The organism is Mycolicibacterium duvalii, assembly GCF_010726645.1.
In the GTDB taxonomy this organism is placed as follows: Bacteria; Actinomycetota; Actinomycetes; order Mycobacteriales; family Mycobacteriaceae; genus Mycobacterium; species Mycobacterium duvalii.
Genome location: NZ_AP022563.1, coordinates 1,573,516 through 1,593,476, shown reverse-complemented (window position 1 = coordinate 1,593,476; position 19,961 = coordinate 1,573,516). Strand labels below are relative to the sequence as shown.

The following is a 19,961-nucleotide window of genomic DNA, read 5'->3' as shown; positions in this document are numbered from 1 at the left end:
ACACTATTCGCGAAACCCGCTCGCACCGCGGATTTCGGCGTTACCAGACCGGCCCGGTGTATTTCTCTCCAGGACCTTTGCCGGGCTCGTCGGGCGCCGCACTGGATTCGCGGAAGGCCAACTGCAGTGTCTTGAGACCGTCGCGGACCGGACCGGCGTGCGGGCCCAGGTACTCGGCCGAAGCGCTGACCAGCCCGGCGAGCGCCGTGATGAGGCGTCGCGCCTCGTCGAGGTCGCGGTGCGGGCTGTCATCGGGGTCGTCCGACGACAAACCCAGCTTCTCCGCGGCCGCGCTCATCAACATGACCGCGGCGCGGGTGATGACCTCCACGGCGGGAACGTCGGCGAGCTCACGGACGGGCGCGGGGCCCACGGGTTCGTCGGGTGCGGGAACATCGGTCATAGCTGCTAGACTTGCACGCGCGACCGCCCCGGCGAACGCTGGGCGCACAAAGTGGAGTCCCACTCCCACCGCTGGCCGATGATGATTCGAAGGTACAGCGGTCCGGTCACAGGCATCGACGATGTCTGTTCTGGTCGGCACTGGGCCCTGCTCCGAGCAGGGCTTTCTGTTCGGAGGAGCAGGGTGCCGATGGCGTGGGGACTCCTGAGGACAACATAGGAGGCCCCATCAGCACTGAGACCCGCGTCAACGAGCGCATTCGTGTACCTGAAGTCCGCCTTATCGGACCGGGCGGTGAACAGGTAGGCATCGTGCGCATCGAAGATGCTCTCCGCGTCGCCGCGGACGCCGATCTCGATCTCGTCGAAGTAGCTCCGAACGCCAGGCCGCCGGTCTGCAAAATCATGGACTACGGCAAGTACAAGTACGAGACGGCGCAGAAGGCGCGCGAGTCTCGCAAGAACCAGCAGCAGACCGTCGTCAAAGAGCAGAAGCTGCGTCCCAAGATCGACCCGCACGACTACGAGACCAAGAAGGGTCACGTCATCCGCTTCCTCGAAGCAGGGTCGAAGGTCAAGGTGACGATCATGTTCCGCGGACGCGAGCAGTCGCGGCCCGAGTTGGGCTTCCGGCTCCTGCAACGCCTGGGCGCCGACGTGGCCGAGTACGGCTTCGTCGAGACGTCCGCCAAGCAGGACGGCCGCAACATGACGATGGTGCTGGCACCGCACCGCGGCGCGAAGACTCGCGCCAAGGCGGCGCACGATGCCGACACGCCGGCTCGGGGATCCGAGGGCGCGCAGGCCGACAACCAGACCAACCCACAGAACTGAGGAAACATGCCCAAGGCGAAGACCCACAGCGGAGCTTCGAAGCGGTTCCGTCGCACCGGCACGGGAAAGATCGTGCGGCAGAAGGCAAACCGCAGGCACCTGCTGGAGCACAAAGCCTCCACCCGCACGCGTCGGCTCGAAGGCCGCACCACGGTGTCCGGCAATGACGCCAAGCGCATCGCGAAGATGCTGAACGGCTGATCCGCACCCGTCCAGCCGAACCGGCGGCTCCGCCGCCCCAGCACCGACCCGTACGAGATAGGAACACCCCATGGCACGCGTGAAGCGCGCAGTCAACGCGCAGAAGAAGCGGCGCACAATCCTCAAGGCGTCCAAGGGCTACCGCGGTCAGCGGTCCCGCCTGTACCGCAAGGCCAAAGAGCAGCAGCTGCATTCGCTGACCTACGCCTACCGGGACCGCCGCGCCCGCAAGGGCGAGTTCCGCAAGTTGTGGATCTCGCGCATCAACGCGGCAGCCCGCGCCAACGACATCACCTACAACCGGTTGATCCAGGGCCTCAAGGCCGCCGGCGTCGAGGTGGACCGCAAGAACCTCGCGGAGATCGCGGTCAGCGATGCGGCCGCCTTCACCGCGCTGGTGGAGGTCGCCAAGGCGGCCCTGCCCGCTGATGTCAACGCTCCGTCGGGCGAGGCTGCCTGACGCTCACCGAGCGCTCTGCCCGGGTGGTCGCGGCAGCCAAGCTGCACCGCCACACCGGGCGCCGCCGCGCCGCACGCTTCCTCGCCGAGGGCCCCAACCTCGTCGAGGCAGCGTTGCGGCGCGGACTGGTTTCCGAGGTCTTCGCCACCGAGACGGCTGCGGACCGGTTCCGTGCCCTGCTTGCCGATGTGCCGATCCAGCTGGTGACCGAGCGTGCGGCGAAGTCGCTCTCGGACACCGTGACTCCGGTGGGTCTGATAGCGGTCTGCAGGATGCCCGAGGCGTCCGTGGCCGAGGTCCTCGGAGCCCGGCCGCGTCTGGTGGCCGTCGCCGTGCAGACCGCCGACCCTGGAAACGCCGGTACTCTCATCCGACTCGCCGACGCCATGGGAGCCGATGCGCTGATCCTGGCGGGGGACAGCGTGGACCCGTACAACGCAAAGTGCCTGCGATCGTCGGCCGGCAGCATCTTCGCGCTGCCGGTGATCGAGGCGCCCGAAACCGCGGCGCTGCTCGGGGATCTGCGGGACGCCGGACTGACGGTGCTCGCCACCACTCTTGACGGCGAGGTGTCCCTCGACGACGCCCCGTTGTCCGGTCCGACCGCGTGGCTCTTCGGCCCGGAGGCCCATGGCCTTGCCGCCGAGACGGCGGCGGCCGCGGACTTGAGGGTGCGCATTCCGATGTCGGGGAGCGCGGAAAGCTTGAACGTGGGGGCGGCCGCGGCCATCTGTCTATATCAGAGCGCGCGGGCGCACCGACAGTCGCACGGCTGACGCGCCTCGAAAGGGCAAGCAGCCGCAATTTTCCACCGGCACCGCCGACGGCCCAGTCGGACAACAAAAATCTATTTGCCAAAAACACCAAATAACGCGCAGAAAATCCTACCTGTTTCACAGAACCCAGAGTTCATAGGGCAAAAAGAGGACTTTAGTCCATTGTCGTCCTCGAAGCCTGGGGCTTAACTTTCTCAGTATCAGCAAGCTTCTATCCGTTCGCGTGGATGGGTCGGGTGGGCCATGTACCGGATATGCGTACTCCTCAGTGTCGTCATGTTGGGCGTCTCTCCGGTCGTCGTTCGCGGGCCGGGGGATGTCGCCGCTACCAGCGAGTGGAGTTGGACAACGCTGGCAGATGAATCGACGTCGCCGACTGCACTGCTCGTCGGGGGAAAGGGCGGTTACGCGGAGCTCACCGATGAGCAGATGCGCACTGCGTTCGGCGGACTGTTCGCCGATTATCTGCGGGTCAACGTGCCCTTCCCGGGGTCGGAGGACTTTCAGGAGTCGATCGAGGTGGGCGCCCAAAATCTCTACGACGCAGTGCAGTCGACCTCGGGGGTGAAGCTAATCGGGGCTGTTTCTCAGAGTGCGCCGGCTGTCTATGACGTGTTGCGCCGACTGAGCAACGACCCCGCCCGTCCGGCGGACGACGAACTGACGGCATTCGTGTACGCCTATCCCGCCCGGATGGTGCTCTCCCTCGGCGGTGCCCGATACATCCCGCTGCCGGAGACGCCCTACGACGTGCTGACCGTGGCGGCGGAATACGACGGACTCACCGATTTCCCGCACAACTGGCTCAACTTCCTCGCCGTTCTCAATGCCATCATGGGCGCTGTAGAACTCCACGTCGACCGCGCGTTCTTCGACATCCGAACCAACCCAACCGAATTCGTCGAGATCGCCAACGATCTCGGTGGGACGACGACTCATGTGCTCATTCCCACCGAACGATTGCCGCTGCTGAAGTCCTGGGAGGACGCCGGGTTCGCCCCAGAGTTCATCAGCTTCATGGACGCGCTGCTGCGACCGATCATCGACTCGGCCTATTTCAGGCCCAAGATGACAGTCGGCATTCCCGAGCCGCTACGGCCGCCGCCGGCGACCCCAACCCCGGACGCCGAGCCCGTGGTCAGCGAACAGCGCCTCGAGGTGTTCGGCCAGTATCCGGATGCGCCGCCACCCGTGCTCGAGGTCACTCAGCACGAGGACGATCCCGTCGAGCCCGCTGCTGTGAGCGGGGAGCAGGAAGACCGGATCGATGTCGAGTGGAGCCTCGAAGAGGAAGCTGCAGTGTCTGGTGACGCCGAAGGCGATCTGATCGATCGAGACCGAAACGTCCCGCAGGCCGAGGAGTCGGCCGAACCGACCATCGGCGACCCAGAGCCGTCGCCGATCAACGACACCAGCAGCGAAGGTGTTGCGCCCGAAGACAACGAGGACTCCGACGCCGGCGAATGAGCGGCTCGGACGCAGCTACCGAGCAGCGTCGGGGCACCGCCTCAGCGGCAGCCTGCGACATGCGTTTGCGCGATTGCCCGGCTCCTAGCGACACCGCAGCGACACCGACATCCTGTCAGTCCGGCGTGCCATGGTCTGGTCATGCGGAACAGGGTGCTGGTGCGTGGTCTCGACCTGAGGTACCTGCTGACGACCTACATTCACGAGCGCGGGCTGGTGACCGTCGACGAGCTCGTGGACTGGCTGGACTGCCAGGGATTCGAGGTGGGCGACCGGGCCTCGAAAGTGGTATCGGATGCATTGCGCTGGGAATGCGCGCGCGATCGGGTGATTCGCGTCGGCCGCGGTCGGTACCGGCAGGGCTACGTGCCGCGGGCCACCGCCTACCGCATCGATCTGCGGGTGTGGGAGCTGCAGCAAGCGGCACGACACGGCGCCGCGTGACCGATGGGTTCGGGCCTCGCTGTCGCTGCGGAGTCGCTGTGAGCCGGGCATCTCCGGGCATGGGCGCCGCGCGAGTCCGGTGGGACGCGCCGTCTGGTGGGGCGCTGACGTCGCGCCTCAGCCGCGCAGCAGTCCCTTGGCCACGTGAGTGATCTGCACTTCGTTGCTGCCGGCGTAGATCATCAGCGACTTCGCATCGCGGGCAAGTTGTTCCACCCGATACTCACTCATGTAGCCGTTGCCGCCGAACAGCTGCACTGCTTCCATGGCCACGTCGGTGGCCGCCTGCGAGCAGTACCACTTGATCGCCGAGGCCTCGGCCAACGAGACGGGCTTTCCGGCTTCAGACGCCTCGATCACCCGGAACAGCATGTTGCGCACGTTCATCCGCGCAACCTCCATGTTGGCCAGTTTCAGCTGGATCAGCTGGAATTGGCCGATCTCCTGACCCCACAACGTCCGTGACTTCGCGTAGTCCACACTCAGTCGGAGGCATTCCTCGATGACCCCGAGCGCCATCGCCGCGACCCCGATTCGTTCGGCCGAGAAGCTCGACCGCGCGCTGTCCCGGCCGTCGCCGGCGCTGTTGTCCTCGGTCTCGCCGAGCAGCCGGTCCTTGCCGAGCCGGACGTCGTTGAAGAACAGCTCACCGGTCCGGGAGGAATGGATTCCCATCTTGTGGAACGGCTTCGACTGCACGAAGCCCTCCATGCCCTTGTCGAGCACGAAGGTCAGCACCTTGCGGTCGCGCTTGTCGATCGACGGATCACCTTCGTCGAGCTTGGCGTACACCACCACTACATCGGCGTCCGGTCCGTTGGTGATGAAGGTCTTCTGGCCGTTGAGGATGTAATCGTTCCCGTCACGCACCACATAGGACTTCATGCCACCGAACGCATCCGAGCCGGAGTCCGGTTCGGTGATCGCCCACGCGCCGACCTTGTCGTACGTCACCAGATCCGGCAGCCAGCGCTCCTGCTGGGCCAGTGTGCCGCGGCTCATGATGGTCGGGACGGTCAGCCCGAGGCTGACGCCCATCCCGGTGACCACGCCCATGCTGACCCGGCACAGTTCGCTGACCACCACGAAGCCCATTCCGGGCGAACCGCCACCGCCGAACATGCCGCCACCGGAGCTCTTCGAGTCCGACACGTCCCCGTTGCGCAGCCGTTCGAGCCGCTTGTTCAGCGAGTCTCGGGCCATGTCGGCGATGCCGAACGTCGCGAACAGCTTGCGGATGATGGGGTAGGGCTCCATCTCGCCGCTTTCCAGCGCGTCGAGATGGGGCCGGATCTCCTTGTCCACGAACTCGCGGACAGCGTCGCGCACGGCTAGATCAACGTCAGACCATTCCAGCATGCCCTTCAGGCTGCCCTATCGGCCTTCGGCGACCGCACACCGGCTAGCGAAAACGTGGTGTGGATGAGCGAGCCGACGCGGTTGAGCAGCGACTTGTGCGGTGGGACTCTGCGCGGTGGGACGTAGTGCATCGGCATGTCCCTGCGGTCCCGCGGCGGTGCCATGAAGGAGGGGGCCTCCACCAACGGGGCATTTGCGTCGATCTTGCCCTGTGCGCGCCGGTAGGCGGCGACCGCCCGCGGATGCAGTCTGATCTCGTCGGGCACCGCGATGAATGCGAGCTCGACGGCCTTGCCGAACAGCCGCAGCAGGATTTCGTCGCCGGGCGTCCAGCGCAGACCCGCCTTCTCCCGGACCGCCGGTTCGAACACGCCGGCCGCGATCCACCGCTGAGCATCGACCATCGGACGGAACAACTGGTCCCACAGGGGCGTCGGCATCAGCACGTAGCGCGGCTTCGGGATCCGGATCGAGAAGATGTCGAGGGTGGCCTGGTTGATTTCGAGCTCTTCGCGGCACTTGCGGTCCCAGTACTCGCAGAAGTCTTCCCACGTTCGCGGGACCGGGCGCATGCTCATCCCGTACATGCGGTACCACTGCACGTGCTCGTCGAAGAGCTGGCGCTTCTCGGCCTCGGTCAACCCGCCGCAGAAGTACTCCGCGGTCTTGATGATCAACATGAAGAACGTCGCGTGCGCCCAGTAGAACGTCTCGGGGTTGAGTGCGTGGTAACGCCGGCCCTGCGCGTCGGTGCCCTTGATGGTCTGGTGGTAGCTGCGGATCTGCGCCCCGGTCTGGGCGGCCCGCTCGCCGTCGTAGACGACCCCCATGATCGGGTACACCGAGCGCGCAACCCGCTGCAGTGGCTCGCGCAACAGAATCGAGTGGTCCTCCACCCCGGCACCGAGCTCGGGGTACATGTTCTGGATCGCGCCGATCCACACCCCGAGCATGCCGGTGCGGACGTCGCCGAAGTACTTCCACGTCAGCGAATCGGGACCGAGTGGGTTGTCGGTGGACGCAGTTGCCCTCGGCTGGGGGGCTCCGGCCGGTGATCGCACATGTCCAACGTAATGTTGACAACATTCGTTGTCTACGAAATGGGCGGTTCGGTCCGGAGCTGTTATTCAGCCTCCACCCCCGCGGCACACGTCTGTGACCTGCTGCTTTAGCTGCCCAAGCGACCTCGATTAGGCTGGCCGGTGTGGACGACGACCCGCCGGGTGAACAGACACGCGGTCTGTCCTCCGGACCGATCGACTGGTTCAGGAACGCCAACCACCACACCAAGGTCATCTCGCTGGTACGACGAGCCCGCAAAGCACTGCCCGGCGACCCCGATTTCGGCGACCCGCTGTCGGTCGCCGGAGTGGGTGGCCCGCGTGCGGCGGCCCGAGCGGCCGACCGCCTGCTCGAGCGCGAGGCCGTGACCCGCGAGGTGAGCCTGGGGGCGCTGCAGGTCTGGCAGGCGCTGACCGAACGCGTCTCCGGACGGCCGGCCAACGCCGAGGTGACGCTCGTGTTCACCGACCTGGTGGGGTTCTCGGCGTGGTCGCTGACCGCAGGCGACGACGCGACGCTGCGGTTGTTGCGAAGGGTCTCGCAGGTAGTCGAGCCCCCGTTGCTGGAAGCCGGCGGCCACATCGTCAAACGCATGGGCGACGGGCTGATGGCGGTCTTCGCCGACCCGACGACAGCTGTGCGCGCGGTCCTGACCGCCCGTGAGGCGGTCAAGAAGCTCGACGTCGAGGGCTACACGCCGCGGATGCGCGTCGGCGTGCACACCGGGCGGCCTCAGCGCCTGGGCTCGGACTGGCTGGGAGTGGACGTGAACCTGGCGGCTCGCGTGATGGAACGCGCCACCCGCGGCGAACTGGTGGTCTCACAAGCGACGTTGGAGCGTATTCCGCCGGAAGACTTCGACACCCTCGGTGTGACCGCACGCAGGTTGCGCCGACAACTGTTCGCGCACAAAGCCGACGGCGTTCCCGCCGACTTCGCGATGTACCGGCTCAAAGCCGCCGACGCGTCGTAGAGGTACGCGCAGGCGGAGCGGCCGCGACGGTATCCCCTATGATCGCCGGGTGGCTGATCAGCCAGTAGACCTCTCAGACGACGCGTTGGCCGAAGCGGTCAGCGCAGCCCGGCGTGCGTTCGAGCAGGCCGCCGATCTCGACGAGCTCGCTCGGGCCAAGACCGAACACCTCGGCGACCGCGCACCGGTCGCGGTGGCGCGGCAGGCCCTGGGCACGCTGCCCAAAGCCGAGCGGGCCGATGCGGGCAAGCGGGTCAACGTCGCGCGTACCGAGACCCAGCGGGCCTACGACACCCGGCTGGCCGAGTTACGGGCCGAGCGCGACGCCGCGGTGCTCGTGGCCGAACGCATCGACGTGACCTTGCCGTCGACCCGTCAGCCGGTCGGTGCCCGCCACCCCATCACGATCCTCGCCGAGAACATCGCCGACACCTTCGTCGCGATGGGCTGGGAGCTTGCCGAGGGTCCAGAGGTGGAGACCGAGCAGTTCAATTTCGACGCGCTGAACTTTCCGCCGGACCACCCGGCCCGCAGCGAACAGGACACCTTCCACGTGGCCCCGGACGGTTCGCGTCAGGTGCTGCGCACGCACACCTCGCCCGTACAGATTCGCGCGCTCCTCGAGCGTGAGCTGCCGGTCTACATCATCTCCATCGGTCGGACTTTCCGCACCGACGAACTCGACGCCACCCACACCCCGGTGTTCCACCAGGTCGAGGGCCTCGCCGTGGACAAAGGCCTGACCATGGCGCACCTGCGCGGCACCCTCGACGCGTTCGCCCGCGCGCAGTTCGGTCCGCAGGGGCGCACCCGGTTCCGTCCGCACTTCTTCCCGTTCACCGAGCCGTCGGCCGAGGTCGACATCTGGTTCCCGAACAAGAAGGGCGGGCCGGGCTGGGTCGAGTGGGGCGGCTGCGGCATGGTCAACCCGAATGTGCTGCGCGCCTGCGGTATCGACCCTGACGTGTATTCCGGCTTCGCCTTCGGTATGGGATTGGAGCGCACCCTGCAGTTCCGCAACGGTATCCCGGACATGCGCGACATGGTCGAGGGCGACGTCCGCTTCTCGTTGCCGTTCGGGGTGGGAGCCTGATGCGCCTTCCGTACAGCTGGCTGCGCGACATCGTCTCGGCCGGCGCCCCCGGCTGGGATGTCTCTCCCGAGGAGCTCGAAGAGACCTTCATCCGGATCGGCCACGAAGTCGAGGAGGTCATCCGGCTCGGTCCGGTCAGCGGTCCCTTGGTCGTCGGCCGGGTGGGCGAGATCGAGGAGCTCACCGAGTTCAAGAAACCCATCCGAGCGGTCAAGGTCGACATCGGAGAACCGCAGCCTCGCGACATCGTCTGCGGTGCCCAGAATTTCGCCGTGGGTGACCTTGTGGTGGTGGCGCTGCCCGGCGCCGTGCTGCCGGGCGATTTCGCGATCGCGAGCCGAAAGACATACGGACGAACCTCCGACGGCATGATCTGCTCGGCATCGGAGCTCAATCTCGGCACCGACCACTCCGGCATCCTCGTACTGCCGCCGGGCACGGCGGAGCCGGGCGCGGCCGCCGACGCGGTGCTCGGCCTCGACGACGTGGTCTTCGACCTGGCGATCACACCGGACCGCGGATACTGCCTGTCGGTGCGGGGCATGGCGCGCGAGATCGCCAACGCCTACGACCTCAACTTCACCGACCCGGCTTTCGATCCGGCCCGAGTGCCGCCGCTGCCCGCCGACGGCGAGGCGCTGCCCCTGTCCATCGACGCCGACACCGGGGTGCTGCGCTTCGGTCTGCGTCCGGTCGCCGGGATCGACCCGAACGCGGTGTCGCCCTGGTGGGTGCAGCGCCGGTTATTGCTCAGCGGCATCCGTGCGATCTCACCGGCGGTCGACGTGACCAACTACGTCATGCTCGAGCTCGGCCATCCGATGCACGCCCACGACCGCTCGCTGATCACCGGCGGTTTCCGGGTCCGGTTCGCGGAGCCGGGGGAGACCGTGGTGACCCTCGACGATGTGGAGCGCACCCTCGATCCCGCCGACGTGCTGATCGTCGACGATGTGGCCACCGCGGCGATCGGCGGGGTGATGGGCGCGGGCACCACCGAGGTTCGCGAGACCACCACCGACGTGCTGCTCGAGGCGGCCGTCTGGGACCCCGCGGCGGTGTCGCGCACCCAGCGCCGATTGCGGCTCTACAGCGAGGCGGGCCGGCGCTACGAACGCAGCGTCGATCCCGCGGTGTCGGTTGCCGCCCTGAATCGCTGCGCCGCCCTGCTAGCTGAGATCGCAGGCGGCACAGTCGAACCCACGCTGACGGACTGGCGCGGCGAGCCGGCCCGCGCGGACTGGTCACCGCCGGCGGTCACGATGCCGGTCGACCTGCCCGACCGCACCGCGGGCGTCGGCTACCCCGCCGGCACCACCGAGAAGCGATTGCGCCAAATCGGCGCCGAGGTCACCGTCGACGGTGACCTGGTCACCGTCGTTCCGCCCAGCTGGCGTCCGGATATGCGTCAACCGGCGGATCTGGTCGAAGAGGTCATGCGGCTGGAGGGTCTGGATGTCGTCCCGTCGGTCCTGCCCGCCGCGCCGGCGGGGCGCGGACTGACCGCGACCCAGAAGCGCCGCCGGGCGATCGGTAAGTCCTTGGCGCTCAGCGGCTTCGTCGAGATCCTGCCGACGCCGTTCCTGCCGTCCGGGATCTTCGACCGGTGGGGGCTGGCCGCCGATGACGCCCGGCGCTCCACCACCCGCGTGCTCAACCCGCTGGAGGCCGACCGGCCCGAGCTGGCCACCACGTTGTTGCCGGGACTGTTGGAGGCGTTGTCGCGCAACGTCTCCCGAGGAGCCGTCGACGCCGCGCTGTTCGCGATCGCCCAGGTGGTCGAGCCCACCGGTCACACCCGCGCCGTGGAGCGCATCCCGAATGACCGACGGCCGACCGACGACGAGATCGCGGTACTGGACGCGTCGCTTCCGCATCAGCCGCAACACGTGGCGGCGGTGCTGACCGGGCTGCGCGAGCCGGCCGGGCCCTGGGGGCCGGGCCGCCGCGTGGAGGCCGCCGACGCGTTCGAGGCCGTTCGCGTCATCGGCCGCGCGGCGGGTGTGGAGTTCGTACTGCGGTCCGCGGAGTACCTGCCCTGGCACCCGGGCCGCTGCGCGGAGGTGCTGATCGGCGAGCAGGTGATCGGCCACGCCGGCCAGCTCCATCCCGCGGTGATCGAACGGTCGGGCCTACCCAAGGGCACATGCGCGGTCGAGCTCGACCTCGATGCGGTACCGATCACCGAACGGTTGCCCGCACCCGGCGTGTCCCCGTTCCCCGCGGTGTTCCAGGACGTTGCGCTCATCGTCGACGACGCAGTGCCGGCACAGACCGTCATCGACACGGTCCGGACCGGCGCCGGAGCGCTGCTGGAGGACGTCCGGCTCTTCGATGTGTACAACGGCCCGCAGGTCGGGGAGGGACGGAAGTCGCTGGCACTGGCGCTGCGGTTCCGCGCCCCCGACCGCACCTTGACCGAGGACGAGGCGAGCGCTGCTCGGGACGCGGCGGTCGAGGCGGCGGTCCAGGCGTTCGGAGCGCAACAGCGCAAATAATGAGTTTGCATAGTCTTGCATAACCATGCAAGATGCAGGGCATGACTTCCGTCGCGGTCGCCGGTGCCAGCGGGTATGCCGGCGGCGAGATCCTCCGCCTGCTGCTCGGCCACCCCGCCTACGCCGACGGCCGGCTGACCCTCGGTGCGCTCACCGCGGCCGCGAGCGCCGGTTCCGCGCTGGGTGAACACCATCCGCACCTGTGGCCGCTGGCCGACCGCGTGCTCGAACCCACCGAGATCGGTGTCCTCGCCGGTCATGACGTGGTGTTTCTCGGTTTGCCGCACGGACATTCGGCGGCGCTGGCCGAGCAACTCGGCCCGGACACCCTGGTCGTCGACTGCGGTGCCGACTTCCGGCTCACCGACGCCGAGGTGTGGCAACGCTTCTACGGGTCCGAGCACGCCGGCACGTGGCCCTACGGTCTGCCCGAACTGCCCGGCGGACGGGATCTGCTGCGCCACACCAAGCGCGTCGCCGTGCCGGGGTGCTATCCGACGGCGGCACTGTTGGCTCTGTGGCCCGCGCTGGCCGAAGGATTGGTCGAGCCCGCTGTCACCGTCGTCGCGGTCAGCGGCGCCTCGGGCGCCGGCCGCACCGCGAAGGTCGACCTGCTGGGCGCCGAGCTCATCGGATCCGCGCGCGCCTACAACGTGGGCGGCAAGCACCGGCACACGCCGGAAATGGCGCAGGGTCTGAGCGCGGTGGCCGGGACACCCGTGCGCGTGTCGTTCACCCCGGTGCTCATCCCGACCTCGCGGGGCATTCTGGCCACCTGCACCGCACGTACCGACAGCTCCCTGTCCGCGCTGCGCGCCGCCTACGAGAAGGCCTACGGCAGCGAGCCGTTCGTCCACCTCCTGCCGGACGGACAGTTGCCCAAGACCGGTTCGGTGATCGGCAGCAACGCCGCCCAGCTGGCCGTGGCGGTGGACGAGGATGCCGGGACCTTCGTCGCGATCGCGGCCATCGACAACCTGGTGAAAGGCACCGGCGGAGCGGCCGTGCAGTCGATGAACATCGCGCTCGGCTGGCCGGAGACCGACGGACTGTCCACCGTCGGGGTGGCACCGTGACCCGGATGGTGCGCACCCAGGGGGTGACCGCGCCCGCGGGCTTCCGCGCGACCGGCATCGCCGCGGGAATCAAAGCCTCCGGCGCCACCGATCTGGCCCTGGTGTTCAACGAGGGTCCCGACTACGCCGCGGCGGGAGTGTTCACCCGCAACAAGGTCCAGGCGGCTCCGGTGCTGTGGTCACAGCAGGTGCTGACCACCGGCCGGTTGCGGGCTGTCATCCTCAACTCCGGTGGAGCCAACGCGTGCACGGGCCCCGGGGGCTTCCAGGACACCCACGCCACCGCCGAGGCTGTCGCCGCGGCGCTGTCGGACTGGGGCACCGAGACGGGCGCGATTGAGGTCGCGGTCTGCTCGACCGGGCTGATCGGCGACCGTCTGCCCATGAACAAGGTGCTGGCCGGGGTCAGCGAGATCGTGCACGAACTGGCCGGCGGGCTGACCGGCGGCGAGGAAGCCGCACGCGCCATCATGACCACCGACACCGTGCCCAAACAGGTCGCACTGCACCACCCGGACAAGTGGACCGTGGGCGGCATGGCCAAGGGCGCCGGGATGCTGGCCCCCTCGCTGGCCACGATGCTCTGTGTGATCACCACCGACGCGGTCGCCGCTCCGGAGGCGTTGGACCGGGCCCTGCGACATGCGGCGGCGCGGACCTTCGACCGGCTCGACGTCGACGGCGCCAGTTCCACCAACGACACCGTGCTGCTGCTGAGTTCGGGGGCCAGTGAGATCACCCCGACGCAGGACGAGCTCGACGCGGCGCTGCTGGCGGTCTGCGACGATCTCTGTGCGCAGATGCAGGCCGACGCCGAGGGCGTCACCAAGCGCGTCGCGGTGACCGTCACCGGTGCCGCCACCGAGGACGAGGCGGTGGTCGCGGCGCGGGTGATCGCCCGGGACAGCCTGGTCAAGACCGCGTTGTTCGGGTCCGACCCGAACTGGGGCCGGGTGCTCGCCGCGGTGGGCATGGCGCCGGTGGCGTTGAACGCCGACCGGATCACCGTGGCCTTCAACGGCTTCCCGGTGTGCGTCGACAGCGTCGGCACCCCCGGCGCACGGGAGGTCGACCTGTCCGGCGAGGACATCGTCGTCACCGTGGATCTCGCGGTGGGCGCGGCCACGGCGACGATCCGCACCACCGACCTGTCGCACGGCTACGTCGAAGAGAACTCGGCCTACAGCTCATGAACCTGCAGACCCCGGACAAGGCCGGCGTGCTGGCCGAAGCGCTGCCGTGGCTCAAAGCGCTGCACGGCAGGATCGTGGTGATCAAGTACGGCGGCAACGCGATGACCGACGACACGCTCAAAGCCGCGTTCGCCGACGACATGGTGTTCCTGCGCAACTGCGGCATCCACCCGGTCGTGGTCCACGGGGGCGGACCGCAGATCAGCGCGATGTTGAAGAAGCTGGGCATCGCCGGCGATTTCAAGGGTGGCTTTCGCGTCACCACACCGGAAGTCCTCGACGTGGCGCGGATGGTGTTGTTCGGTCAGGTCGGTCGTGAACTGGTGAACCTGATCAACTCCCACGGCCCGTACGCGGTGGGGATCACCGGCGAGGACGCGCATCTGTTCACCGCACAACGGCGTTCGGTCCTGGTCGAGGGCGTGCCCACCGACATCGGACTGGTCGGCGACGTCGCGCAGGTCAACACCGACGCGGTGGTGGACCTCATCCGGGCCGGCCGCATCCCGGTGGTCTCGACGATCGCGCCCGACGCCGACGGCGTGGTGCACAACATCAACGCCGACACTGCCGCAGCCGCCCTGGCCGAGGCGCTGGGCGCGGAGAAGCTCCTGATGCTCACCGACGTCGAAGGGCTCTACTCCAATTGGCCCGACCGCGGTTCGCTGGTCAGTGAGATCGACGCCGCAGCGCTGACGCAGCTGTTGCCCACGCTTGAGGCCGGCATGGTGCCCAAGATCGAGGCTTGCTTGAGAGCCATCGACGGCGGTGTGCCCAGCGCCCACGTGATCGACGGCCGCGTTGCCCACTGCGTGCTGGTCGAGCTGCTCACCGACGAAGGTACCGGCACCAAGGTGGTGGGGAATTGACCGACGACGCAACGCTTCTGGGCCGCTGGTCGGCGGTCATGATGAACAATTACGGCACCCCGCCGCTGGCACTGGTCAGTGGGGAGGGCGCCACGGTCACCGACGCCGACGGCAAGACCTACCTCGATCTGCTGGGCGGCATCGCGGTCAACGTGCTCGGGCACTGTCATCCCGCGGTGATCGAAGCCGTGCACCGCCAGATGAGCACGCTGGGCCACACCTCCAATCTGTACGCCACCGAGCCGGGCATCGCGCTCGCCGAAGCGCTGGTGGGTCACCTCGGCGTGGCGGCCCGGGTGTTCTTCTGCAACTCCGGCACCGAGGCCAACGAGGTCGCCTTCAAGATCACCCGCCTCACCGGCAAGACGAAACTGGTTGCCGCGCAGGGGGCATTCCACGGCCGCACGATGGGCTCGCTGGCCATCACCGGTCAACCGGCCAAGCGGGCGCCGTTCGAGCCGCTCCCCGGACATGTCACCTTCGTTCCCTACGGCGACGTCGAAGCGCTCTCCGCCGCCGTGGATTCCGACACCGCCGCGGTGTTTCTCGAACCGATCATGGGCGAGGGCGGTGTCGTCGTCCCACCGCCGGGTTACCTGGTCGCTGCCCGCGAGATCACGGCGAAACACGGTGCGCTGCTGGTGCTCGACGAGGTGCAGACCGGCGTGGGCCGTACCGGTGCATTCTTTGCCCATCAACACGACGGCATCACCCCCGATATGGTCACCCTGGCCAAGGGGCTCGGTGGCGGCCTGCCGATCGGTGCGTGCCTGGCGGTCGGGGAGACCGCCGAGTTGCTCACCCCGGGCCTGCACGGCAGCACTTTCGGCGGCAACCCGGTGTGCACCGCCGCCGCGCTGGCCGTGCTGAATGTGCTGTCCGCCGACGGGTTGATCGAGCGTGCCGATGTCCTGGGCAAGACGCTGGCCGACGGTATCGAGGCGCTCGCGCATCCGCTCATCGCGCATGTCCGCGGACGCGGACTGCTGCGCGGGGTGGTGTTGACCGCGGAGGCCGCCAAACACGTGGAGACCGCCGCCCGCCGGGCCGGGTTCCTGGTCAACGCCGCCGGGGCCGACATCGTGCGACTGGCCCCGCCGCTGGTGATCACCGAAGCCCAGATCGACGCGTTCGTATCCGCGCTTCCCGCCGTGCTGAACGAGGCGGACACAGAGATGAGGAGCTGATGACCCGGCATTTCCTTCGTGACGACGATCTCTCGCCAGACGAGCAGGCCGAGGTGCTCGCGCTGGCGGCCGACCTGAAGAGGGATCCGTTCAGCCGCCGGCCGCTGGAAGGCCCCCGCGGGGTCGCCGTGATCTTCGAGAAGAACTCGACGCGGACCCGGTTCTCGTTCGAGATGGGCATCGCCGCCCTCGGCGGGCACGCCGTCGTGGTGGACGGCCGCAGCACTCAGCTCGGACGGGAGGAGACCCTCGAGGACACCGGCGCGGTGCTGTCGCGCTACGTCGACGCGATCGTGTGGCGCACCTTCGCCCAGGAGCGGCTGACCGCGATGGCCAGTGGCGCCTCCGTCCCGATCGTCAACGCGCTGTCCGACGAGTTCCACCCGTGCCAGGTGCTGGCCGACCTGCAGACGCTGGCCGAGCGCAAAGGTTCGCTCGACGGGCTGCGGCTGAGCTACTTCGGCGACGGCGCCAACAACATGGCGCACTCGCTGATGCTGGGCGGGGTCACCGCCGGCGTGCACGTCACCATCGCCGCTCCGCGCGGCTTCGAGCCGCACCCGATGTTCGTCGCCGCCGCCGAGACGCGGGCACACCAGACCGGTGCGACGGTGACCGTCACCGACGACGCCCACAGCGCGGCCGACGGCGCCGACGTGCTGGTCACCGACACCTGGACCTCCATGGGTCAGGAGAACGACGGTCTGGACCGGGTGCGGCCGTTCCGGCCGTTTCAGGTCAACGCCGATCTGTTGTCTCGTGCGGACTCCGAAGCCGTTGTGCTGCACTGCCTTCCGGCGCACCGCGGGCACGAGATCACCGACGAGGTGATCGACGGCCCGCAGAGCGCGGTGTGGGACGAGGCGGAGAACCGGCTGCACGCCCAGAAGGCGCTGCTGGTATGGCTGTTGGATAACCGATGACGGCGGCAGCCACCCGCGCCGGACGGCAGGCCAGGATCGTGGCGCTGCTGTCGGAGCAATCGGTGCGCAGTCAAACTGAACTGGCGGCGCTGCTGGCCGGCGAAGGTATCGACGTCACCCAGGCGACGCTGTCGCGGGACCTCGAGGAACTCGGGGCGGTCAAACTGCGGGGCGCCGACGGTGGGGTCGGGGTCTACGTCGTCCCCGAGGACGGCAGCCCGGTGCGCGGGGTGACCGGAGGCACCGACCGGGTGACCCGGCTGCTGGGGGACCTGCTGGTATCGACCGATGCCAGCGGCAACCTGGCGGTGCTGCGCACCCCGCCCGGCGCGGCGCACTATCTGGCCAGCGCCATCGACCGGGCGGCGCTGCCGTACGTGGTCGGAACCATCGCCGGGGACGACACCATCCTGGTCGTGGCCCGCGAACCGATGACCGGCGCGGAACTGGCCGCGACGGTCGAAAACCTTTCCAAAAGCCTCAAATAACACTTAGCAGAAGGAGTTCGTTATGTCCGAGCGCGTCATCCTGGCGTATTCCGGCGGTCTGGACACCTCGGTGGCGATCAGCTGGATCGGCAAGGAGACCGGTCGCGAGGTGGTCGCCGTGGCCATCGACCTCGGGCAGGGCGGTGAGGATATGGACGTCGTGCGGCAGCGTGCGCTGGACTGCGGCGCCGTGGAGGCCGTCGTCGTCGACGCCCGCGACGAGTTCGCCGAGCAGTACTGCCTGCCCGCCATCCAGTCCAATGCGCTCTACATGGACCGCTACCCGCTGGTCTCGGCGCTGAGCCGGCCGTTGATCGTCAAGCATCTCGTCGACGCCGCCCGCGACCACGGCGGCGGCACCGTCGCGCACGGCTGCACGGGCAAGGGCAACGATCAGGTGCGGTTCGAAGTCGGATTCGCTTCCCTGGCACCCGATCTGCAGGTGCTCGCGCCCGTGCGCGACTACGCGTGGACACGGGAGAAGGCGATCGCGTTCGCCGAGGAGAACGCCATCCCGATCAACGTCACCAAGCGTTCGCCGTTCTCGATCGACCAGAACGTCTGGGGCCGCGCCGTCGAGACCGGATTCCTCGAGCATCTGTGGAACGCGCCGACCAAGGACGTCTACGAGTACACCGAGGACCCGACGGTGAACTGGGGCGTGCCCGACGAGGTGGTCATCGGGTTCGACAAGGGCGTGCCGGTGTCCATCGACGGGCAGCCGGTCACCGTCCTGCAGGCGATCGAGCAGCTCAACGCGCGCGCCGGCGCCCAGGGTGTGGGCCGGCTCGACGTGGTCGAGGACCGGCTGGTCGGCATCAAGAGCCGAGAGATCTACGAAGCGCCGGGCGCGATGGTGCTCATCACCGCGCACACCGAACTCGAGCACGTCACCCTCGAGCGCGAACTCGGCCGCTTCAAGCGGACCACCGACCAGAAATGGGGCGAGCTGGTCTACGACGGGCTGTGGTTCTCGCCGCTCAAATCGGCGCTGGAGTCGTTCGTCGCGCACACCCAGCAGCACGTCACCGGGGAGATCCGGCTGGTGCTGCACGGCGGGCACATCGCGGTGAACGGCCGCCGCAGCGCCGAGTCGCTCTACGATTTCAACCTGGCCACCTACGACGAGGGCGACACCTTCGACCAGTCGGCGGCGCGGGGCTTCGTTCAGATCCACGGGCTGTCGTCGAGCATCTCCGCGCGGCGCGACCTGGGCATCAAGTGACGGATTAGGGTGACCCGGTGAGCACGAACGAGGGGTCGCTGTGGGGTGGGCGGTTCAGCGATGGGCCGTCCGCACCACTGGCCGCGCTGAGCAAGAGCACCCATTTCGACTGGGCGCTGGCGCCCTATGACATCACCGCGTCCAAAGCCCACGTCCGCGTGCTGTTCTCCGCCGGGTTGCTCAGCACCGAGCAGCGCGACGGCCTGCTGACCGGTCTGGACAACCTGGCCGCCGATGTCGCCGACGGCAGCTTCGGACCGGTGACCACTGACGAGGACGTGCACGGCGCGCTGGAACGGGGCCTGATCGACCGGGTCGGCGCCGAACTCGGCGGGCGGTTGCGGGCCGGCCGGTCACGCAACGACCAGGTCGCGACGCTGTTCCGGCTGTGGCTGCGCGACGCCATCCGCCGCGTCGCGGACGGTGTGCTGGAGGTGGTGGCGGCGTTGGCCACTCAGGCTGCCGCGCACCCGACGGCGATCATGCCCGGCAAGACCCATCTGCAGTCGGCGCAACCGGTGCTGCTGGCCCACCATCTGCTCGCCCACGCCCATCCGCTGCTGCGCGACGTCGACCGGCTCGCCGACGTCGACAGACGCGCTGCGGTCTCGCCGTACGGTTCGGGTGCGCTGGCCGGCTCCTCCCTCGGGCTGGACCCGGATGCGATCGCTACCGAACTCGGCTTCGCCGCCGCCGCCGACAATTCGATCGATGCCACCGCAGCGCGGGATTTCGCCGCGGAGGCGGCGTTCGTGTTCACGATGATCGGGGTGGACCTGTCGCGGTTCGCCGAGGACATCATCCTGTGGAGCACCACCGAATTCGGCTACGTGACACTGCACGACGCCTGGTCGACGGGCAGCTCGATCATGCCGCAGAAGAAGAATCCCGACATCGCCGAGCTGGCCCGCGGCAAGTCCGGACGGTTGATCGGCAACCTGACGGGGCTGCTGGCCACACTCAAGGCGCAGCCGCTGGCCTACAACCGGGATCTGCAGGAGGACAAGGAGCCCGTCTTCGACTCGGTCGCCCAACTCGAACTGCTTCTGCCCGCGATGGCGGGACTGGTGGGCACGCTGCGTTTCGACGTCGACCGGATGGCCGCACTGGCGCCGCTGGGCTACACCCTGGCCACCGACGTCGCCGAATGGCTGGTGCGCCGCGGTGTTCCGTTCCGGATCGCCCACGAGGCCGCCGGGGCGGCGGTGCGGGCGGCCGAGGCCCGCGGCGTGGGCCTGGAGGATCTCGCCGACGCCGAGTTGGCCGACATCCATCCCGACCTGACCCCGCAGGTGCGTGAGGTGCTGACCATCGAGGGATCGGTGGACTCGCGCGACGCCCGCGGCGGCACCGCCCCGGTTCAGGTGGCCAAGCAGCTCAGCACGGTGCGCCACACCGCAGACGAGTTACGGCTGCGCCTGCGCCGCTAGC

General features: G+C 68.4%; 20 protein-coding genes. 17 read left to right on the top strand and 3 right to left on the bottom strand.

Annotated features, from left to right (window positions below; all coding sequences use genetic code 11):
• Positions 1–40: 40 nt before the first annotated feature.
• Positions 41–403, bottom strand: a complete 363-nt coding sequence (locus G6N31_RS07295) for a DUF1844 domain-containing protein (RefSeq protein WP_098005737.1) — start codon at positions 401–403, stop codon at positions 41–43.
• A 194-nt stretch (positions 404–597) separates the two neighbouring features.
• On the opposite strand from G6N31_RS07295, the gene infC reads away from it, so the two are divergent.
• From infC to G6N31_RS07265, 6 genes are all read left to right on the top strand, one after another.
• On the top strand, positions 598–1,236 hold the full coding sequence (infC, locus tag G6N31_RS07290; RefSeq protein ID WP_098005735.1) for a translation initiation factor IF-3: 639 nt from the start codon (positions 598–600) through the stop codon (positions 1,234–1,236).
• Positions 1,237–1,242: 6 nt separating this feature from the next.
• Positions 1,243–1,437 carry a 50S ribosomal protein L35 gene (gene rpmI, locus G6N31_RS07285; RefSeq protein WP_098005733.1) on the top strand — a complete coding sequence of 65 codons (195 nt, stop codon included), beginning with the start codon at positions 1,243–1,245 and terminating at the stop codon, positions 1,435–1,437.
• A 70-nt stretch (positions 1,438–1,507) separates the two neighbouring features.
• Positions 1,508–1,897, top strand: coding sequence for a 50S ribosomal protein L20 (rplT, locus tag G6N31_RS07280; RefSeq protein WP_098005731.1), 390 nt, complete (start codon positions 1,508–1,510; stop codon positions 1,895–1,897).
• A 23-nt stretch (positions 1,898–1,920) separates the two neighbouring features.
• On the top strand, positions 1,921–2,673 hold the full coding sequence (locus G6N31_RS07275; protein ID WP_163722084.1) for a TrmH family RNA methyltransferase: 753 nt from the start codon (positions 1,921–1,923) through the stop codon (positions 2,671–2,673).
• Positions 2,674–2,949: 276 nt separating this feature from the next.
• Positions 2,950–4,140: a PE-PPE domain-containing protein gene (locus G6N31_RS07270; protein WP_163722082.1), complete on the top strand. Its 1,191-nt coding sequence runs from the start codon at positions 2,950–2,952 to the stop codon at positions 4,138–4,140.
• Between the two features lie 141 nt (positions 4,141–4,281).
• Positions 4,282–4,584, top strand: a complete 303-nt coding sequence (locus G6N31_RS07265; RefSeq protein WP_098005725.1) for a hypothetical protein — start codon at positions 4,282–4,284, stop codon at positions 4,582–4,584.
• Positions 4,585–4,701: 117 nt separating this feature from the next.
• Here G6N31_RS07265 and G6N31_RS07260 read toward each other — a convergent pair whose 3' ends face one another.
• Entirely contained in the window at positions 4,702–5,943 is a 1,242-nt protein-coding gene (locus G6N31_RS07260; RefSeq protein WP_098005723.1) for an acyl-CoA dehydrogenase family protein, read from the bottom strand.
• Between the two features lie 5 nt (positions 5,944–5,948).
• Entirely contained in the window at positions 5,949–7,004 is a 1,056-nt protein-coding gene (locus G6N31_RS07255; protein ID WP_098005721.1) for an oxygenase MpaB family protein, read from the bottom strand.
• Between the two features lie 143 nt (positions 7,005–7,147).
• Here G6N31_RS07255 and G6N31_RS07250 point away from each other — a divergent pair, with 143 nt between their 5' ends.
• From G6N31_RS07250 to argH, 11 genes are read left to right on the top strand one after another with little or no spacing between them, the layout of a single operon-like run.
• Positions 7,148–7,978 (top strand): adenylate/guanylate cyclase domain-containing protein, encoded by an 831-nt coding sequence (locus tag G6N31_RS07250; RefSeq protein ID WP_098005719.1) that lies wholly within the window; start codon positions 7,148–7,150, stop codon positions 7,976–7,978.
• Between the two features lie 49 nt (positions 7,979–8,027).
• Positions 8,028–9,071, top strand: coding sequence for a phenylalanine--tRNA ligase subunit alpha (pheS, locus tag G6N31_RS07245; RefSeq protein WP_098005718.1), 1,044 nt, complete (start codon positions 8,028–8,030; stop codon positions 9,069–9,071).
• Positions 9,071–11,569, top strand: coding sequence for a phenylalanine--tRNA ligase subunit beta (gene pheT / locus G6N31_RS07240; RefSeq protein WP_098005716.1), 2,499 nt, complete (start codon positions 9,071–9,073; stop codon positions 11,567–11,569). The genes pheS and pheT overlap by 1 nt, the downstream gene beginning before the upstream one ends.
• 32 nt (positions 11,570–11,601) lie before the next feature.
• On the top strand, positions 11,602–12,645 hold the full coding sequence (gene argC / locus G6N31_RS07235) for an N-acetyl-gamma-glutamyl-phosphate reductase (protein ID WP_420091252.1): 1,044 nt from the start codon (positions 11,602–11,604) through the stop codon (positions 12,643–12,645).
• Between the two features lie 5 nt (positions 12,646–12,650).
• Entirely contained in the window at positions 12,651–13,838 is a 1,188-nt protein-coding gene (argJ, locus tag G6N31_RS07230; RefSeq protein ID WP_098005756.1) for a bifunctional glutamate N-acetyltransferase/amino-acid acetyltransferase ArgJ, read from the top strand.
• Positions 13,835–14,707, top strand: a complete 873-nt coding sequence (gene argB, locus G6N31_RS07225) for an acetylglutamate kinase (protein ID WP_098005714.1) — start codon at positions 13,835–13,837, stop codon at positions 14,705–14,707. The genes argJ and argB overlap by 4 nt, the downstream gene beginning before the upstream one ends.
• Before the next feature lie 38 nt (positions 14,708–14,745).
• Positions 14,746–15,894, top strand: a complete 1,149-nt coding sequence (locus G6N31_RS07220; protein ID WP_098005754.1) for an acetylornithine transaminase — start codon at positions 14,746–14,748, stop codon at positions 15,892–15,894.
• A complete protein-coding gene (gene argF, locus G6N31_RS07215; RefSeq protein ID WP_098005712.1) occupies positions 15,894–16,817 on the top strand; it encodes an ornithine carbamoyltransferase in 924 nt (307 codons plus the stop codon). Before G6N31_RS07220 ends, argF begins: the two co-directional genes overlap by 1 nt.
• Positions 16,814–17,305, top strand: coding sequence for an arginine repressor (locus tag G6N31_RS07210; RefSeq protein ID WP_098005711.1), 492 nt, complete (start codon positions 16,814–16,816; stop codon positions 17,303–17,305). Before argF ends, G6N31_RS07210 begins: the two co-directional genes overlap by 4 nt.
• Positions 17,306–17,327: 22 nt before the next feature.
• Positions 17,328–18,530 (top strand): argininosuccinate synthase, encoded by a 1,203-nt coding sequence (locus G6N31_RS07205; protein WP_098005708.1) that lies wholly within the window; start codon positions 17,328–17,330, stop codon positions 18,528–18,530.
• Between the two features lie 17 nt (positions 18,531–18,547).
• Entirely contained in the window at positions 18,548–19,960 is a 1,413-nt protein-coding gene (argH, locus tag G6N31_RS07200; protein WP_098005706.1) for an argininosuccinate lyase, read from the top strand.
• Position 19,961: the final 1 nt, after the last annotated feature.

Bases quoted from the DNA above. Each gene is read 5' to 3' on its own strand.
- rplT (WP_098005731.1), top strand. From the start codon at position 1,508: ATGGCACGCGTGAAGCGCGCAGTCAACGCGCAGAAGAAGCGGCGCACA.
- G6N31_RS07205 (WP_098005708.1), top strand. From the start codon at position 17,328: ATGTCCGAGCGCGTCATCCTGGCGTATTCCGGCGGTCTGGACACCTCG.
- G6N31_RS07265 (WP_098005725.1), top strand. From the start codon at position 4,282: ATGCGGAACAGGGTGCTGGTGCGTGGTCTCGACCTGAGGTACCTGCTG.
- rpmI (WP_098005733.1), top strand. From the start codon at position 1,243: ATGCCCAAGGCGAAGACCCACAGCGGAGCTTCGAAGCGGTTCCGTCGC.
- pheT (WP_098005716.1), top strand. From the start codon at position 9,071: ATGCGCCTTCCGTACAGCTGGCTGCGCGACATCGTCTCGGCCGGCGCC.
- G6N31_RS07260 (WP_098005723.1), bottom strand. From the start codon at position 5,943: ATGCTGGAATGGTCTGACGTTGATCTAGCCGTGCGCGACGCTGTCCGC.
- G6N31_RS07295 (WP_098005737.1), bottom strand. From the start codon at position 403: ATGACCGATGTTCCCGCACCCGACGAACCCGTGGGCCCCGCGCCCGTC.
- argC (WP_420091252.1), top strand. From the start codon at position 11,602: ATGCAGGGCATGACTTCCGTCGCGGTCGCCGGTGCCAGCGGGTATGCC.
- argJ (WP_098005756.1), top strand. From the start codon at position 12,651: ATGGTGCGCACCCAGGGGGTGACCGCGCCCGCGGGCTTCCGCGCGACC.
- G6N31_RS07210 (WP_098005711.1), top strand. From the start codon at position 16,814: ATGACGGCGGCAGCCACCCGCGCCGGACGGCAGGCCAGGATCGTGGCG.
- argF (WP_098005712.1), top strand. From the start codon at position 15,894: ATGACCCGGCATTTCCTTCGTGACGACGATCTCTCGCCAGACGAGCAG.
- argB (WP_098005714.1), top strand. From the start codon at position 13,835: ATGAACCTGCAGACCCCGGACAAGGCCGGCGTGCTGGCCGAAGCGCTG.
- G6N31_RS07270 (WP_163722082.1), top strand. From the start codon at position 2,950: ATGTTGGGCGTCTCTCCGGTCGTCGTTCGCGGGCCGGGGGATGTCGCC.
- G6N31_RS07220 (WP_098005754.1), top strand. From the start codon at position 14,746: ATGATGAACAATTACGGCACCCCGCCGCTGGCACTGGTCAGTGGGGAG.